At 66.5% G+C, this 14,935-nt stretch carries 15 protein-coding genes and 3 pseudogenes; 12 read left to right on the top strand and 6 right to left on the bottom strand.

Annotation, left to right across the window (positions count from 1 at the left end; translation table 11 throughout):
* Nucleotides 1–10: 10 nt before the first annotated feature.
* Both AC5WS7_RS33725 and AC5WS7_RS33720 read left to right on the top strand, forming a co-directional pair.
* Nucleotides 11–1,672 (top strand): AMP-binding protein, encoded by a 1,662-nt coding sequence (locus AC5WS7_RS33725; RefSeq protein WP_495958673.1) that lies wholly within the window; start codon nt 11–13, stop codon nt 1,670–1,672.
* A 53-nt stretch (nt 1,673–1,725) separates the two neighbouring features.
* Entirely contained in the window at nt 1,726–2,913 is a 1,188-nt protein-coding gene (locus AC5WS7_RS33720) for a cytochrome P450 (protein ID WP_495958672.1), read from the top strand.
* Here the strand turns inward: AC5WS7_RS33720 and AC5WS7_RS33715 are convergent.
* A complete protein-coding gene (locus AC5WS7_RS33715; protein WP_495958853.1) occupies nt 2,865–3,101 on the bottom strand; it encodes a hypothetical protein in 237 nt (78 codons plus the stop codon). The two genes, AC5WS7_RS33720 and AC5WS7_RS33715, sit on opposite strands and share 49 nt — an antisense overlap.
* Before the next feature lie 51 nt (nt 3,102–3,152).
* Here AC5WS7_RS33715 and AC5WS7_RS33710 point away from each other — a divergent pair, with 51 nt between their 5' ends.
* Nucleotides 3,153–3,860 (top strand): PDR/VanB family oxidoreductase, encoded by a 708-nt coding sequence (locus tag AC5WS7_RS33710; RefSeq protein ID WP_495958847.1) that lies wholly within the window; start codon nt 3,153–3,155, stop codon nt 3,858–3,860.
* A gap of 221 nt (nt 3,861–4,081) precedes the next feature.
* Here AC5WS7_RS33710 and AC5WS7_RS33705 read toward each other — a convergent pair whose 3' ends face one another.
* Both AC5WS7_RS33705 and AC5WS7_RS33700 read right to left on the bottom strand, forming a co-directional pair.
* Nucleotides 4,082–5,032, bottom strand: coding sequence for an NADP-dependent oxidoreductase (locus AC5WS7_RS33705; protein ID WP_495958671.1), 951 nt, complete (start codon nt 5,030–5,032; stop codon nt 4,082–4,084).
* Nucleotides 5,033–5,102: 70 nt separating this feature from the next.
* On the bottom strand, nt 5,103–5,594 hold the full coding sequence (locus tag AC5WS7_RS33700) for a nuclear transport factor 2 family protein (RefSeq protein ID WP_495958670.1): 492 nt from the start codon (nt 5,592–5,594) through the stop codon (nt 5,103–5,105).
* A gap of 106 nt (nt 5,595–5,700) precedes the next feature.
* Here AC5WS7_RS33700 and AC5WS7_RS33695 point away from each other — a divergent pair, with 106 nt between their 5' ends.
* The 3 genes from AC5WS7_RS33695 (at nt 5,701) to AC5WS7_RS33685 (ending at nt 8,297) form a co-directional block, all read left to right on the top strand.
* Nucleotides 5,701–6,294, top strand: coding sequence for a TetR/AcrR family transcriptional regulator (locus AC5WS7_RS33695; protein WP_495958669.1), 594 nt, complete (start codon nt 5,701–5,703; stop codon nt 6,292–6,294).
* A 1,220-nt stretch (nt 6,295–7,514) separates the two neighbouring features.
* A complete protein-coding gene (locus tag AC5WS7_RS33690) occupies nt 7,515–7,637 on the top strand; it encodes a hypothetical protein (protein WP_495958668.1) in 123 nt (40 codons plus the stop codon).
* A gap of 492 nt (nt 7,638–8,129) precedes the next feature.
* Nucleotides 8,130–8,297: a hypothetical protein gene (locus AC5WS7_RS33685; protein WP_495958667.1), complete on the top strand. Its 168-nt coding sequence runs from the start codon at nt 8,130–8,132 to the stop codon at nt 8,295–8,297.
* 96 nt (nt 8,298–8,393) lie between these two features.
* Here AC5WS7_RS33685 and AC5WS7_RS33680 read toward each other — a convergent pair whose 3' ends face one another.
* Nucleotides 8,394–8,990: a TetR/AcrR family transcriptional regulator gene (locus AC5WS7_RS33680; RefSeq protein ID WP_495958666.1), complete on the bottom strand. Its 597-nt coding sequence runs from the start codon at nt 8,988–8,990 to the stop codon at nt 8,394–8,396.
* Between the two features lie 89 nt (nt 8,991–9,079).
* Between AC5WS7_RS33680 and AC5WS7_RS33675 the strand changes: the two genes are divergently transcribed.
* From AC5WS7_RS33675 to AC5WS7_RS33665, 3 genes and pseudogenes are all read left to right on the top strand, one after another.
* Nucleotides 9,080–10,054 (top strand): oxidoreductase, encoded by a 975-nt coding sequence (locus AC5WS7_RS33675; protein ID WP_495958665.1) that lies wholly within the window; start codon nt 9,080–9,082, stop codon nt 10,052–10,054.
* Nucleotides 10,051–10,434 carry a hypothetical protein gene (locus tag AC5WS7_RS33670; RefSeq protein WP_495958664.1) on the top strand — a complete coding sequence of 128 codons (384 nt, stop codon included), beginning with the start codon at nt 10,051–10,053 and terminating at the stop codon, nt 10,432–10,434. Before AC5WS7_RS33675 ends, AC5WS7_RS33670 begins: the two co-directional genes overlap by 4 nt.
* Before the next feature lie 57 nt (nt 10,435–10,491).
* Nucleotides 10,492–10,596 (top strand): annotated as a pseudogene (locus AC5WS7_RS33665) (IS5/IS1182 family transposase); the annotation flags it as partial.
* A 176-nt stretch (nt 10,597–10,772) separates the two neighbouring features.
* Here AC5WS7_RS33665 and AC5WS7_RS33660 read toward each other — a convergent pair.
* Complete coding sequence (locus AC5WS7_RS33660; protein ID WP_495958663.1) at nt 10,773–10,931, bottom strand: hypothetical protein; 159 nt, start codon at nt 10,929–10,931, stop codon at nt 10,773–10,775.
* Between the two features lie 97 nt (nt 10,932–11,028).
* Here AC5WS7_RS33660 and AC5WS7_RS33655 point away from each other — a divergent pair, with 97 nt between their 5' ends.
* Nucleotides 11,029–12,147, top strand: a complete 1,119-nt coding sequence (locus AC5WS7_RS33655; RefSeq protein ID WP_495958662.1) for a hypothetical protein — start codon at nt 11,029–11,031, stop codon at nt 12,145–12,147.
* A gap of 63 nt (nt 12,148–12,210) precedes the next feature.
* Here AC5WS7_RS33655 and AC5WS7_RS33650 read toward each other — a convergent pair whose 3' ends face one another.
* The gene (locus AC5WS7_RS33650) at nt 12,211–12,624 is read right to left on the bottom strand and encodes a nuclear transport factor 2 family protein (RefSeq protein WP_495958661.1); all 414 of its coding nucleotides are present in this window, start codon (nt 12,622–12,624) and stop codon (nt 12,211–12,213) included.
* A gap of 710 nt (nt 12,625–13,334) precedes the next feature.
* Between AC5WS7_RS33650 and AC5WS7_RS33645 the strand changes: the two are divergent.
* Together AC5WS7_RS33645 and AC5WS7_RS33640 are read left to right on the top strand one after the other, a co-directional pair.
* Nucleotides 13,335–13,880, top strand: a pseudogene (locus tag AC5WS7_RS33645) (FAD-binding oxidoreductase); the annotation flags it as partial.
* A gap of 43 nt (nt 13,881–13,923) precedes the next feature.
* Nucleotides 13,924–14,795: pseudogene (locus AC5WS7_RS33640) on the top strand (FAD-binding oxidoreductase).
* The last annotated feature ends 140 nt before the right edge of the window (nt 14,796–14,935 follow it).

Below are 14,935 nucleotides of genomic sequence, written 5' to 3'. Positions count from 1 at the left end.
GAGACACGCAATGACGCCGACTCCCGGCACCGCCGGAAAGATCGCCCGCTACTCGGACGAGGAGGAAGCCCGCTACGTCCGTGAGGGCCTGTGGGAATCGCTCACCATCGCCGAGCACCTGCACGTCGTCGCGCAGGACCACGCCGACCGAGATGCCCTGATCTGCGGTGATATTCGTTTGTCCTTCGCGGACCTGGACCGGGTCACCGATCAACGCGCCGCGGGGCTCCATCGCCTCGGGCTGCGGCCGGGTGGTGCGGTCCTGCTGCAGGTGCACAACACCGCCAACACCGTGATCGCGTGGTATGCCCTTCTCAAGGCAGGTTTGATCCCGGTGTGCACGCTGCCGCTGCACCGCGGACACGAGATCGGCGAGATCGCACGGCAGACCAACCCGGTCGCGCACCTCGTCGCGGCCCGCGATCCCCGCTTCGACCTCGTAGGCTTCGCTCTGGCCCAGGCCGAGGGGCGCGAGCGCACGGTTCTGGTGTCCGACGGACCAGCCGACGACCCCCGCGTCGTGGAAATGGACGAACTGGGATCCGACATCGACAGTGCCGAGGCCCGGGCGGTCGTCGAACGAATCCAAGCCGGACTCGGCAGGCAGTCACTCGCGGTGTTCCAGCTCTCCGGTGGCACCACCGGTGTGCCCAAAGTGATCCCGTGCCTGCATGCCCCCTATTGGCACTACGGTTCGAGCCTCGCCCGTGCGATGGGATGGGCCCCTGGCGACCGCATCGCATTCATGATGCCGATCGTGCACAACGCGGGCGTCATCATCGGCCTGCAGGGCCCGCACAGCGTAGGGGCAACCCTCGTGCTCGGAGCTCCCGACGCCGCGGCCGCGCTCGACCTCGTGGTCCGCAACGAAGCGACCGACGCCCTGCTGGGGCCCTTCGTCTTCGACCTGGCGCTGGACCCGGGCCTGGCCGCCGCTACGGCTTTGCGGCGCGTTCTGTTCAGCGGCAAGAAAGTGCCGCGCCGGCATATGGAGTCGCTGGAAGCACAAGGGATCTGGGGCGGGCAGATCTTCGGCATGAGCGAAGGACTATGTCTGACAACGCCGTTGGATTTCCCGCTCGATGCCCGCGTGGCGAGCGTCGGGGTGCCGATTTCGCCCGGAGACGAGATCCGGCTGTACGAGCCCGGGACCGAGGTGGAGGTGGCGCCCGGCGAGGTGGGTGAGCTGTGTGCTCGCGGCCCGTACACCCTGCACGGTTACTACGATGCCGCCGAGCACAATCGGGCGGCGTTCACCGCTGATGGGTTCTACCGGACCGGTGACCTCATGGCCGAGCAGACGATCGGCGGGGTCCGGTGCTACACCGTCGAGGGCCGGATCAAAAACATGATCAGCCGCGGCGGCGAGAAGATCAACACCGAGGAGGTCGAACTCCTCCTCTGCTCCCACGACGCGATCGCAGAGGCTGCCCTGGTGGCGATGCCGGACGAGCGGCTGGGCGAGCGAGCCTGCGCTTTCGTCGTGACCCGAAACGGGCTGGAGATCGACCTCGCCGCGGTTCGCGGCCACTTCGAGCGGCTCGAGGTCGCGAAATACAAGTGGCCCGAGCGGATCGTCGTGTTGCCGGAGATGCCGCGGGTCAGCCAGGTCGGCAAGGTCGACCGTCGCCGTCTGCGAGAGATCGCCGAAACGCTCACGGCCGAGTTCTGAATGGCCCGTCCCCACCAGAATCGGCGCACGTCAGAGCAGACGAAGGAGCCATGATGACAAACGAAATTCCCGCCCTCGACCACCTCGACCGGGCACTGTCGGCAACCGATGTCCGCCGGGCGCACGCGCAGATGCGCGAAGCGTGCCCGGTGGTGCACAGCGACCGGTACGGCGGGTTCGACTTCCTGACACGCTACGAGAACGTCCGTGCCGCGCTGACCGACGCGGACGCGTTCTCCTCGGCCGATGGCGTGCACATCCCAGCGAGCGGGTTGTTGCCTCCGGTGCCCGCGCTGGAGTTCGACGAGCCCGGACACTCCGAGTGGCGCACGGTCCTCGACGGCCCGCTCACCCCACGCGCGGTGCGGGCGTTCGAACCGGTCATCACCGAGGTCGTCGACCTGCTGATCGACGACTTCGCGACCGCCGGCAAGGCCGACCTGGCGGACCGGATCGCGGAGCCACTACCCGCTGTCGTGATCGGACGGATGATCGGCCTCGACCAAACCGAAGCGGTGCGTGCCCGAGGTATCGCGGCGGCGCTGTTCGCGGCCATGGGGTCGGAGGAGTTTCCCGCGCGGTTCGCCGAGTTCTCCGCCCACACCCGGCGTTGGCTGGCCGACCGCCGCGAGAACCCTCGTGCCGACATGCTCACCGAGATGGCCAGTGGTGTCGTGCAAGGCAAGTCGATCGACGACGCGGGCGCCACCGGACTGATGCTGGCCTACATCGTCGGCGGCCATCACTCGACAGGTTCGGCCCTCGCGGGCCTCATCCGCCACGTGCTGACCGTGCCCGGACTGCGTGACGAACTCCTGGCCGATCGCCGCGGGCTGCCGCGCGTGATCGAGGAAAGCCTGCGGTTGACCACCCCATTGCAGCTGTTCGCGCGCACGCTGCGCTGCCCTGTCCAGGTCGGTGACCGCGAACTTGCCCAGGGGGATCGAGTTCTGCTGGATCTCGCCGCGGCCAACCGGGATCCGCGAGAGTTCGACGCGCCGGAGCAGTTCGATCGCCACCGGACCCGGAATCGGCACGTCAGCTTCGGTGCGGGGGCGCATGTCTGTCAAGGACAGCACCTCGCGCGAGCGGAGCTGCGGATCGCACTCGGGCGCCTGCTCGACCGGCTGCCGGACCTGCGCCTCGACGGCGACCCCGTCGAGAGTGGGTTGGTCGGTGGTTCTCTGATGACTCATTTCGCCTTGCCCGTGGCCTTCACGCCGGAGGGCGACGCGGCATGAACGATTCCGCAGAACTCCAGGTCGTGGTAGCGGGACGAAAGACGATTGCCCTCGACGTCGTCGAGTTCGAGCTGCGACCGCCCGGCGGGGAGGAACTGCCATTGTGGGAACCCGGCGCCCACATCGACGTCATCACCGGAGCCGGGATCGTTCGCCAGTACTCGCTGTGCGGTGACCCCGAGGATCACACCTGCTACCGGATCGCTGTCCTGCGTGATACGGGCGGTCGCGGCGGATCGGTGTGGTTACACGAGCGACTCCGGGAGGGCGACCGGATCGGTATCAGCAGTCCCCGCAACCACTTTCCGTTGCGATCGGCACCGCGCTATCTGTTCCTGGCCGGTGGAATCGGGATCACGCCCTTGTTGCCGATGATCCGTCGGGTTGCCGTCGGGAGCGCACACTGGTCGCTACATTACGGCGGCCGGACTCGCGCTTCCATGTCCTACGGCGACGAGTTGCGGGAGTTCGGCGGTGGCCGGGTTCGGTTGCTCCCCTTCGACGAGTGCGGACTGATCGACCTCGACTCCGCGCTCGATGAGGCCGGTCCACAGGCGCATGTCTATTGCTGCGGCCCGGAGCCGCTGATACGCGCGGCCGAAGCGGCGTGCGCACGCCGCGGGATGCCACTGCGAACGGAGCGTTTTTCGCCGAAACACGTCCAGACCCCGCGCGCGGACACGCCGTTCACCGTACGGATCGCCTCGACGGGCGCCGATCTGGTGGTGCCTGTCGGACGTTCCATCGTGGACGTGCTGATCGAGGCAGGTGTCGACATCCTCACCTCATGTGAGGAAGGCACCTGCGGCACCTGCGAGACCGCTGTCCTCGCCGGCCGCCCGGACCATCGTGACTCCGTGCTGACCGAAGAAGAGCAAGCGGCGAGTGACCGGATGCTGCCGTGCGTCTCGCGCTCGTATACGCCCCAGCTGCTTCTCGATCTCTGACCAGTTCAGAGGGCTCGACCGTGGTCGCCCGAAGGCCAAGGGCGCACCGCAAGACATGTGGCGCGCCAACGAGTTCGGCGACCGACCCCACATCCATGCGATCGGCTTCAACGTCGACTCATGTTGTGGGTTTGTTACCTGTCCACTGTCCGCCCTGTTGGTGAAGGTCCTCCAGCTCCTGAGCGCCAGTGAAGGCCGCGGCGCTGCGGTTCCGGCAATCCTCAGAAGGTGGTGAGATCGAGCACGAGGCGGCCGCGCACGCCGCCCTCGGCCAGCCGTCGATGCGCCTGGGCGGCCTGGCCGGCGGGGAGCACGTCGGCCACACGCAACGTCAACACGCCCGCGCTTGCCTGGTCCCGCAACCGAAGCAGGCGGGCATGGTCGGTGGCCACCTCGGTGACCAAGACCTTGTGCAGGTGGATGCCGCGGTCGACCGGGCCGTCCCAGCCGCGAACGACGGCCAGGCCGCCGCCGTCGCGGACCGCCGCGACGATCAGCGCGTGCTGCGCCGCACCGTCGACGACGGCGTCCACCCCGTCCGGCGCGAGTGCGCGGAACCGATCGGCGACGTCGTCACCCCGAGCCACGACCTCGTCCGCGCCCAATTCGGCCACCAGTTGCCGGTCACCGGCCGACGCATCGGCGAACACGCGCAAGCCCTCGCTCTTGGCCAGCTGCACCGTGTACCCGCCGAACGCTCCGGCCGCTCCGGTCACCGCGACGGTGCCGCCGGTCGGCACGGCCAGCAGGTCCAGTGCAAGCCGAGCGGTCAGGGCGTTCATCAGCAGGGTGGACGCGGCCGGGAAGTCCGCGCCGGCCGGGATCGGGACCACCGATTCCGCCGGCGCCACGATGAGTTCGGCGCAGGCGCCGCCGCGTGGGCCGTAGGCTTGCACTATCGCGGCGACCGGATCCCCGGGTCGGAGCGGGGTGTCGGTGTCCGGGCCGATCGCGTCCACTATGCCGGCGGCGTCCATGCCCGGCACGTACGGACCGGGCCGGCCCTCGAACCAGGCCCGTGCCAGCCCGGCGCGCAGCATGGTGTCGGTGGGGTTGACGGCAGCGGCGTGCACGCGGATGCGCACCTGGCCGGGGCCGGGCGCGGGATCGGGCAGGTCGATAACTCCCAGCACCTCGGGGCCGCCGAACTCGGTCAGGCCGATCGCACGCATATCCACATCTCCACTCGTGGGGGCATTGTCGTATTGCTTGGTGTCCGCGCGTCGGCGCCGGGCACGGGCCTCATTCGGCGGTGGGGATCGTGGCGGCCGCGGGGTTCCCGACCGACCAGCGTGAGCTGACCCGGTTGTGGCGAACCAGCCACACGTGGTCGTGATCGCGGACCAGGTCGGTCTCGAACCGGTTGCCCAGCAACAAGTGGTCCTGGAATTCGACCGACGGCCCCTCGCCGGTTCGGTGGTGCTGTCCGATCAGGTAGCAGGTCAGCTCGGCGGTGTCGCCGTCCACCCACACCCGGATGTTGGACAGCGCGTGGAAGGTGTCCATTGCCGTGCCCACGGTCCGCATCAGGGTCTGCACGACCCGCTCACGGCCGACGTACGGCTCGAATGTGTGGATGCTGTGGTCGATGCCGCCGAGGTCGAACACGGCGTCCTCGGTGAAGGCCGACCGCAGCAGATCCTCGTTGCCGAAGTCGATTCCCTCGACGATCCGGGTGACCGCGTCCACGATGCCGTCGCGGTCCGTGTACGCCGTTGTCTCGGTGAGATTCATCAGAACGCTCCATCTCGATTACCAACGCCAACGTTGGCGTTGGTAATCGAAGGTTATCACCGTCGGTGACCAACGGCAACGTTGGCGACGGTGCTACCTTGGGCTGATGAAGCGGACCGTTGAGGAGACGCGCCACCGGTTGCGGGCGGCGGCGACGGCCGAGTTCGCCGAACACGGGCCCGACGGCACCACCGTGACTCGAATCGCGGCCCGAGCCGGCGTCAACAAGGAGCGGCTCTACGCCTACTTCGGCGACAAGGACGCGTTCTTCGACGAGGTGCTCACCGAGGCACTCGAGGAACTCTCCCGCGTCGTGGCCCCGGACGGTCTGCGCTTCGACAACCTCGGTGAGTTCGCCGGGCGCACCTTCGACTACTACGTCCAGCACCCCGAACTGGCCCGACTGCTGCAATGGGAAGGTCTACGCGGGGCGCCACCGGTCAACGCCGCCGCCCGCGTCTCCCACTACAGCCGCAAGGTCGACGCGACGGCGCAGGCCCAGCGCGACGGCGTCATCGACGGCCGGATCGACGCCGGCCACCTCATGTTCATGATCATCGGCCTTGCCGCCTGGTGGTTCAGCGTCCCGCAGCTCGCCGCCATGATGACCGGCGCCGAGGCCGACGACCCCGATGAGCGGGCAAGGCGACGAGCGTTCGTGGTGGAGGCCGCCCAGCGGCTGTCCGCCTCGCGGCCTTGACGCCGATTCCCTTTTGCACCCTCAATTCGCCTGACGCAACCCGGACACCACGCCCTTTGACTGCCCGTCGACGTCCACGACCTACCGGATCTGTGCTTGATGGCAGCGCCCATGCCGACGCCGCCCACATCGCGACGGGGACGGCACCCCACAGGCACCTGCGACAGGACGTGCTCGGGCGTTTCCACGATGTTCTCCATACGCGCCAGCTGACCGGCTTGCACCAGATGCTGGTCCTCGCCGCCACGGTCGGCGACGCCCTGGTCGTTGAGCAGCTTGGCGGGAGGCGGCGGGGGCGTCGGCGATGTGAGCACCGCTTCGTCACCCCGGTGTTCGCGAACGAGACCAGATTCCGAGACCGGCGATGTGCAGGTCGGCGGGTCCGGTGCGGTACCCGCCACTGCGTCTCGAATCCAGGGTTTCGAGACACAGACTCGGTTGGCGCTGGGGTGTACCTCAACTGGACAGTAATGATCGCGTCCATTCGGGGTATGGCGTGAACGGGTCGGGTCGAGGAAGGAGATGCGCAGCAATGACGATGAATCAACTCATGGATATGGTCCGCCACTGCTGGAACCGGATGTGCCCGAACATGCCGATGATGATGTGACCCATCCCCGACAGCACGGGCCGTGCCGGCCATATCCTGCCACTGGGTAAACCGGTGGAATCCGGCCAGCACGGTGGTCTCACGTAGTGGGGTCGCTGACTGCCAGGGACCAGCGTTCCGGTAGTCGGCGGCCCTTGCCCTCATTGATCGCCCTCTCCGCGCAACCACGGCGCCCGACTGGTTCTGCAGGCCATCTACGAAATCGCTTACCGGTGGATCTGAACGTCTCCCGCCCAGACCGGCCTGCGAATCGGTGGTCAACTCCGTAGTCAGTTCCGGGGTCAATTCCGTGGTCCGATCGAATCGGACCACCCCGTGCGGGTCTCCCGCGCTGCTCACCGGCGGTGTCCGGTGATCCTGGTCCCCCCAGGATTACGTACGAATCAGCACATGCACGTAATCCCTGCTGCCGCGCGGTCGATCCGCGCGGTCTTCCGTGGGGCGATCGGTAGTTCCAGACGCGGTGTCCGCACCCGCAATCCGGCCCCGGCGGCTCGCACGACAGGTCCACCCCGCCGATCAAAAAAGCGGAGGAAATAGAGCAGCGGCTGCAAAAGGGCGCGCAAAACTGGCTGACCGCCGACGGCAAATACATGACCCATGAGGAAGAGTGGGCACTGAAGAAAGGCCCGGGCAAGACCTGGTCGAAGCGCTGCGCGAAGGAAAACCCCTCACTGCCGAGCAGAAACAGAAACTCGACCTCATCGACTCGGCCATATCGAAGGCACCCTGATTCTCCGGTCCCGTACGGCGGGACATCGAACTGACCCCCGACGAACTGAAAGGTATTCAGGCGGGCAAACCCTGGACAGGGAACGGGTTCATGAATTCGACCAGCGATCTGAACGGGGTCAACGGCGGGGCCACGGAGAACACCACGAACACCACCTTTCAGATCTTGGCGAAAAACGGTCACAAAGTCGGGCCCGAATACGGCGGCGTACCTAATGAGGTTGCGTTCACCTCGGCCACGAAAATTCCTTGTGAAAAACAAATTCCCCGACCCGCGAAACCCGGCCCGCACGATCATTCAGCTAATCGAGCAATAGCGGAGAGAGGCTATGCCGAAAAGAATAGGACGATTCACGTTCTACAGCGACGAAGAGGCCGAACGAATGGGCCTGACCATGACCCCCGAAGAACTCGCCGCCACCGATGCGGCATTCGAAGAGTTCACCATCGCTGAGGCGACCCTACCGCCGCGCACCACCCCGCCCGGCCTGGGATGGGACAGAAATACTTCATCGATTCCCTGGTCGGAACCGAATTCGAAGGCTGGACCCGCGACCCGGCCACTGACACCTGGTACGACGCGCACGGCCGCCCCGCCTACGACGGGAAGGGACAGCGCATCCACTACCCCGACAACACCAGGGAGGAGGGCGACGAATGAGTTTCCTGAGTCAACCTGTATGCGGCGAACCAAGACCGTCTCACATCGTGGCTTCGCTTTTGTTGCGTTGCATCGGCGGTGGGTCTGAGTATGCAATCACTGGTGGTCCGGCGCGGAGTGCGGTGGCGGCTGGTGCGTGGTGTTGGTTCGCATTCCGGTGCGGATGACGTCGATGATTCGGTCCGGGTCCGGGCCGTCGTGGGAGAGGCAGCCGGCCATCAGGGCTTTGACGTCGGCGAAGGTGAGGTCGGGGCGGATGCCGCCGACCTGTTGGGCTTGCGATAGCAGGCGGTGGAGCCGGTCGCTGACGTTGCAGTCTGCGGCGGTGGCTGCCGCCTCGATGTCGAATCCGGAGCCTGCCAGCGACTCGGCCAGCCCGCGATGGGTGACACCTTCTCGAACGAGCCGGGTGAACAGGGCCATGAAGGCGGTGCCGGGGTCGTTCTCGGCGGCGAGTGTGTCGGCGTAGTCGACGAGCTCGCGCATGCGGTCCAGCAGTACTGCCGCGTACAGCGACTCCTTGGTGGGGAAGTGACGGCTGACCGTGCCGGTGCCCACGCCGGCGCGGCGGGCGATCTCGTGCACCGGCACCGACAGACCTTCGGCGGCGAAGATGGTCGCCGCGGTGTCGAGCACGCGCCTGCGGTTGCGCTGCGCGTCGGCCCGGCGCGGACGGTCGGTGGATTCGGTCACGGCACTCTCTCGATCTCTTGACAACCGGGACGGCCATCCCGGATAGTTCAACCGGGACGCCAATCCCGATTATGCCTCAGGAGGGTGCGATGACTCGATGGACCACAGCAGATGTCGGAGACCAACGTGGTCGGACGGTGGTGATCACGGGCGCGAACACAGGCATCGGCCTGGAGACGGCGAAGGTCTTGGCCGGTCGTGGCGCGACGGTAGTGTTGGCCTGTCGCGATGAGCGCAAGGCCGAGCGAGTGGCCTCAGCGATCGGCGGATCGGTGCTCGCCCGCCAGGTCGATCTCGCATCACTGGATTCGGTCCGCGTCGCTGCACAACGGATACGCGACGAATTCGCGTGGGTGGACCTGCTTATCGACAACGCCGGGGTCATGATGACCCCGGCGGCTGTTACCGCCGACGGATTCGAACTGCAGCTCGGCACGAATCATTTGGGACACTTCGCCTTCACCGGCCTGCTGCTGGATCGCATGCTGGACGTGCCCGGTTCGCGGGTTGTGGTCGTCAGCAGCTCGGCCAACCGGCAGGGTGTGATCGACCTGGCGGACCTGCACTTCCGCCAGCGCAAATACCGGCCGATCCCGGCCTACGCACAGTCCAAGCTCGCCAACCTGCTGTTCACACTGGAGCTGAACGAGCGGTTGGCCGCCGCCGACGCCGAAACCATCGCGGTGGCACTCGAGCCCGGTGTCACCCCGACCGAGTTGGTGCGCCATGTGCGTGGCGCGACCCGGCTGGCCACACTCGCGATCACCAAGCTGCTCGGACAGCCCGACGCGGCCTCGGGTGCACGAGTAGTGCTCCGAGCGGCCACCGACCCGCACGCCAGTGGGGGCGACTACTACGCGCCCGACGGGCGACCACCCCTGCGTGCGCGCGGGTACCCCATCCGCATCACCCCACCGGACACCGATACCGCACTCCGGCGCGCCCTCTGGCAGGAGTCGGAGCGACTCACCGGTGTCGAATATCCAGGCCCGAGTCTCCCGGACGGCACCGGAGGCGACGCCGATCGGCGTCGTCAGCATATTCCAGAAGGACCGACCCGATGAAAATCCGCCTGCTGCTGCGAGTTTCAGCCCTGTACCTGGGCGCGGTCGGCGGCCTGGCTTTGCTGACCCCCCGCTCGGCAATGGCCGGCCTGCGGCCCGACCCGACGGCGTTCGACAGGTTCACCACACAAACTGTCGGCACCGCGCTCACCGCCCTGGCCATCACGAACTGGTCAGCCCCGCCCGGCCGCGGCATTCTGCTCGCCAACCTCGTTCTGAACGCCGTACTGGGGGCAGTCGACACCGCCGCCGTCGCCGACGGCACACTACCTGCCGGAGCCCGACAAGGCGTGGCGATACACGTCGGACTGGTCACGGCCTACGCGTGGGCACTACACGCACAGCGTGGCGATACGCGCTTTGCGGAGTGTTTCGGGTGATGTAACGAGATCGGTTGTGTTGGCTGATGTTTGAACATGGCTGATGTGTTGTCGGTTGGAGACATGACCGGGCCGAGCCCGGTCGACCGCGGCAAGCCGGGCGCCAAGCTGCACGCGTTGTCCGATCGGGCGGGAATCCCTCTGGCCGTGGGTATTTCGGCAGTCCGCTTTGCAGCGTGCGCTGTACCGGGCGGCCAAGACTGATCCCGGGCGTCGGTGTCATAGCCCGGTCTGGGTGTGAGATATCGGTGCAGCGAGGTTTTCGGGATTCCGGGTGGACGACGAATTCACCCGGTCCCCATAGGCTCGACCTGCACACCCCCGCCTGGACGCGCAGGTCAGCGCGCGAGCAAGGGATCGCCGACGCCCGCGCCCAGCTCACCGATTTGCCCGTCGCGGTCGAAGATCCCTTCGGCAATCTGCGCACCTGGTCCGGACCCGACCGAACGGAACCCTATCCCAATGCCGCACCAGAGCAGCGTGATCAACTGCTGCACCGATTCGCGACCCACAATGCGCCGTTCTCGAAAGCCGCACCAGGGTGCGGACTTCCAGCGGCGGGAAGCGGCGGCTTTGCTGGTTCACTTGGGATTGATGAGCGCAGATGCAGAGTTGAGTACGTTGGCGGCGGCGGTCCCGGCGGCGTGGGCGGCTGATCGCGCGGACGAGAACAACAGGTGGCATGTAGTGCCGCCGTGGGCGTTGAAGACGGAAGTGTATGCGCTGCACCGAGCATTCGGTGAAGTGCGGGCCGAGGACGTGAAATATCTTCCGCTGCTGGGTGATCGAGAACCGTTGGTGCGCTGGTGGGGGTTGCGGGCACTGGCGCGATCGGGAGCAACGGCGAGCCGGTTCCTGGATGCGGTGTTGCCGTTGGTCGGTGATCCGGAGTCGGTGGTGTCGGATCAAGCGTTAGCAACGCTGGATGCCTTCGGACCGGACGCGATGGCGATATTGCGGGCACTCGGTCAGAAGCCAGGCCCGGTGCGGGGATTGGCGCTCCGCGCCGTCGCCGCGCTGGGTGGGTGGCCGTCGCTGGGGCCCGAACACCGGGCGCTGCTCACGCTCAATGTCGACGATCGCGTCGCCCGGGAAACGCCGGAGTCGATGTGGGCCGGCGGGCCGATGGCGATATGGCGTCGCCGCCGCCCCGGGGACCTGATCGGAGATTGGACCGGGTATTGGCTGGCGGTGCCGACCGGTGACCAGGTCGCCCTCGTCGACGAGTTGGGAATGGTCGAGGCTATGCCGACGACCATGCATGACGGGATGCGGTACTCGATCCAGACCGGCTGTGTTTTTGTCACCCCGCAGTTGGACGGCTGGACACTGGTGTTCGGCTACGACCTGCCCGATGGCCCGTCGGTGGAATCCGTGCGCGAGTGTCTCGTCGCGCTCAGCCGCCGGTTCGGTTCCGCCCATTGGCATTTCCTCGATGACATCGGGTCCGGATGGGCAATCGCCGAACACGGCAACCTGATTCACCTTCGCTTATCGGGGGAAGATCCCGACGACGACGAGGTGATCGGCCCACCACACCCCGCCGTGCCGGACGACGAATCTCCGGGCTACGCGACACTCCGTGTCGCCCAGCTCAGTTCGGTCGATGCGTCCGCGATCGGTCCGCACACCACTGTCCGTGGCCACGGTCTGGTGGCGGGCGCCTCTCCGGAATGGCACCGCTTACTGCTGAACCAGGTACGGTCCCTCTGATCGGTTACACGGCAGGAATTCAAGGCGATCGCCAATGACACCGACGGCTTGATCGCCGACTGACTACTGGTCGACCACAGAAGCGTGCGCGGCGACGACCCGCCAACCCCGGGACTCGTGTACCCAGGTGCGGGTACGGCGCATCCTGGCCGCGAATGGTGACCCGTGAACGCTTCCCTCGACTACGCCGAGAAACCAGGTCACCCCGGTGGCCCCGTCCACCAGTACCCTCAGCGCTTCTTCGTTGAGCTTGCTCACTACCTGAGCTTTGGTGCGGTGCAGTTCGAGATCATCGGCTTTGGTGGAGATGTCCGCGCCCGTGGTGAAGATCAACCGGTCATCGAGCAACTCATCCAGCGCCTGGACATCGCCAGTACGCTGCGCGGCCTGCAGTCTCCGCTCCGCGCCCCGCAGATCCGACCGATTCGGCGTCGCTGGCGGAAGGGGATGCGAAAGTAGCCACCGGGGGTGACACACACCGGGCCATCCGGGGGCGGTCCGACGAGTAGGACGTCATCCAGAGCCTGGATCTGCAGCTGCGTCCCGGGTGTCCAGTCGAGCGCCGCCATCACATGCCGGTCGAGGACTCTGCCGGCCTCTCCGAGTGTCGAAATGCCGTACAGGATGTCGTCATCGGGTACGGGGATGGGTTCGGGCGGACCGGGAACTGAACCCCGGATCAGCTGTTCCAGTGGTGCCTGCGGGGGATGAGCGGGGGAATCACGGGCGGCCCCGTTCCCGTGCGGTGTCCGGTCCACTTGGGGCCGCCGGTCGCCGATCTTGGCGGATCTGTCAGAAGTTGTCGCGGGTGAGTGCGCATTTTCCGGGTCACCTTCATGTGTTCGAGTGCGCTCGAACACACGGCACGCAAACCCGGCGAATCTGCCGGGAATCTGTGCGCGAGAGGGGACTTGAATCCCTCAGTGCGGCAGATTTGCCTGAACCATGTGTTCGATGACATCTAATATAGGGAATTGCTGTGCTGGTTTCAATGTTCGCGGTGGCGTGTTTCCGCCGTAATCGGCTGCGGCTGAGTGTCTTTCATATCGTCTGTCGTGATAGATGACTTCTGGCTGTGGCATGATTCCTCCTTGAACTGCTGCTTGCTGTGACCGACACCATATGGCGGGCCCGCGAAATGGGACCGAAATGCCGAGGCGTCTGTCCATTGTTGTTTCCGCACAGCGATGAGTTTCGGTCCGGTTTACGCCCGTCATCGGACAGTGAGTGCCACCGACGGGAGGCAACCGATGTCCTACACACCACTCATCCGCGAACTACGCGGGCGACTCACCGACGAAGCGTTGCTGATCACTGATCCGGATGTGATGGCCGCCTACAGCGCCGACCGCGCACCGTGGGTCGACGCTGGTGTCTCCGCTGCGGTCGTGGCCCCGACCCATGTCGACGACGTCCGCCGGGTTCTCGAGATCGCGGCGCATCATCGCGTCGCGGTCGTCCCACGCGTCGCGGGCTCCGGTCTGACCGGCGGCGCGAATGCCATGGACGGCTGCATCGTGCTCTCCACCCAGCGGTTGCGGGACGAACCTGTGCTGGACAGCGCCGAACGCTCGGCGCAGGTGCCAGCCGGTCTGCTCAATGCCGAGGTGAAGCAACTCGCGGCAGACCATGGTCTGTACTACCCACCCGACCCTGCCAGCTCCGCGTTCTGCACCATCGGCGGCAATATAACCACCAACGCTGGCGGCCTGTGCTCCATCCGATACGGCGTGACCGGTGACTGGGTGAAACAGATGCGAGTCGTCTTGCCCGGCGGTGATCTCATCGAGGTCGGGCACACGACGCGCAAAGGCGTCGTCGGCTACGACCCTCACCAGGCTGCTGACCGGTTCGGAAGGCACACTCGGCGTAATCACCGACGCCACGGTCCAGCTCACGACCGCACCACAGCAAAACGCCACGATCGTCGCCTATTTCGGCGACCTCCCGGCCGCAGGACAGGCCGTCCAGGCATGTCTGGACCGGCCCATCCCGCCCACCATGGTCGAAATCATGGACACCGTCACCCTTCGTGCAGTCGAGCGCCTGCAGCCGATGCAGCTGGACACCGATGCCGCAGCACTGCTGATCATCCAGGTTCCCGACGACGAACTCCGGCCCACGGCAGTTGGTGCCCTCACCACCGCATGCAAAGACGCCGGCGCCACCGAGATATTCAGCAGCACCGACCCGTCGGAAGCGGCGCTACTGCTGCACGCCCGCCGTATCGCCTTCGAAGCCCTCGAACGCCTCGGAGTCCCACTGCTCGAAGATGTCGCGGTCACGGTCGCGCAACTGCCGACCTTGCTCGACCGGATCCAGCAGATCGCCACCCGGCACCACGTCACCGTGGGAACCTTCGGCCACGCTGGCGACGGCAACCTGCACCCGATCGTCGTCATCGACCCAGCGACCCCGCCGCCCAGCAACGCGCCCGCGACGCGTTCGAAGCGATCATGGCCACGGCCCTGGAACTCGGCGGCACCATCTCCGGCGAGCACGGTGTGGGCCTGTTGAAGCTTCCGTTCCTGCGCCACGAGCTGGAACCGCGAGTCCTGCAGCTGATGGCATCGATCAAATCGACCTTCGATCCACTCTCGATCATGAACCCCGGCAAGTCGATTCCAGCGCCCGTCGTCGTGGCCTGATCGCCGAAATCACACGATCCCCGTCCGAGGAGACCACTGACCGCGCCGAAACTTCGGCGGCCACCGCCGGACGCCCCGGCGCCGCGCTTATCCTACGTTCGCGAAGCGCCACGTGCGGCTGCAGTCTGTTTCTCGGCTGC

It is taken from the genome of Nocardia sp. PLKS1-43 (assembly GCF_059510335.1).
Note: the sequence above shows the minus strand (reverse complement) of the source record. Positions and strands in the feature narration are given on the sequence as shown.

Coding starts and splice junctions, on each gene's coding strand:
- AC5WS7_RS33695 (WP_495958669.1), top strand. CDS start 5,701: ATGAAGCGGACCGTTGAGGAGACGCGCCACCGGTTGCGGGCGGCGGCG.
- AC5WS7_RS33725 (WP_495958673.1), top strand. CDS start 11: ATGACGCCGACTCCCGGCACCGCCGGAAAGATCGCCCGCTACTCGGAC.
- AC5WS7_RS33655 (WP_495958662.1), top strand. CDS start 11,029: ATGAGCGCAGATGCAGAGTTGAGTACGTTGGCGGCGGCGGTCCCGGCG.
- AC5WS7_RS33700 (WP_495958670.1), bottom strand. CDS start 5,594: ATGAATCTCACCGAGACAACGGCGTACACGGACCGCGACGGCATCGTG.
- AC5WS7_RS33685 (WP_495958667.1), top strand. CDS start 8,130: ATGGGACAGAAATACTTCATCGATTCCCTGGTCGGAACCGAATTCGAA.
- AC5WS7_RS33720 (WP_495958672.1), top strand. CDS start 1,726: ATGACAAACGAAATTCCCGCCCTCGACCACCTCGACCGGGCACTGTCG.
- AC5WS7_RS33675 (WP_495958665.1), top strand. CDS start 9,080: ATGACTCGATGGACCACAGCAGATGTCGGAGACCAACGTGGTCGGACG.
- AC5WS7_RS33670 (WP_495958664.1), top strand. CDS start 10,051: ATGAAAATCCGCCTGCTGCTGCGAGTTTCAGCCCTGTACCTGGGCGCG.
- AC5WS7_RS33705 (WP_495958671.1), bottom strand. CDS start 5,032: ATGCGTGCGATCGGCCTGACCGAGTTCGGCGGCCCCGAGGTGCTGGGA.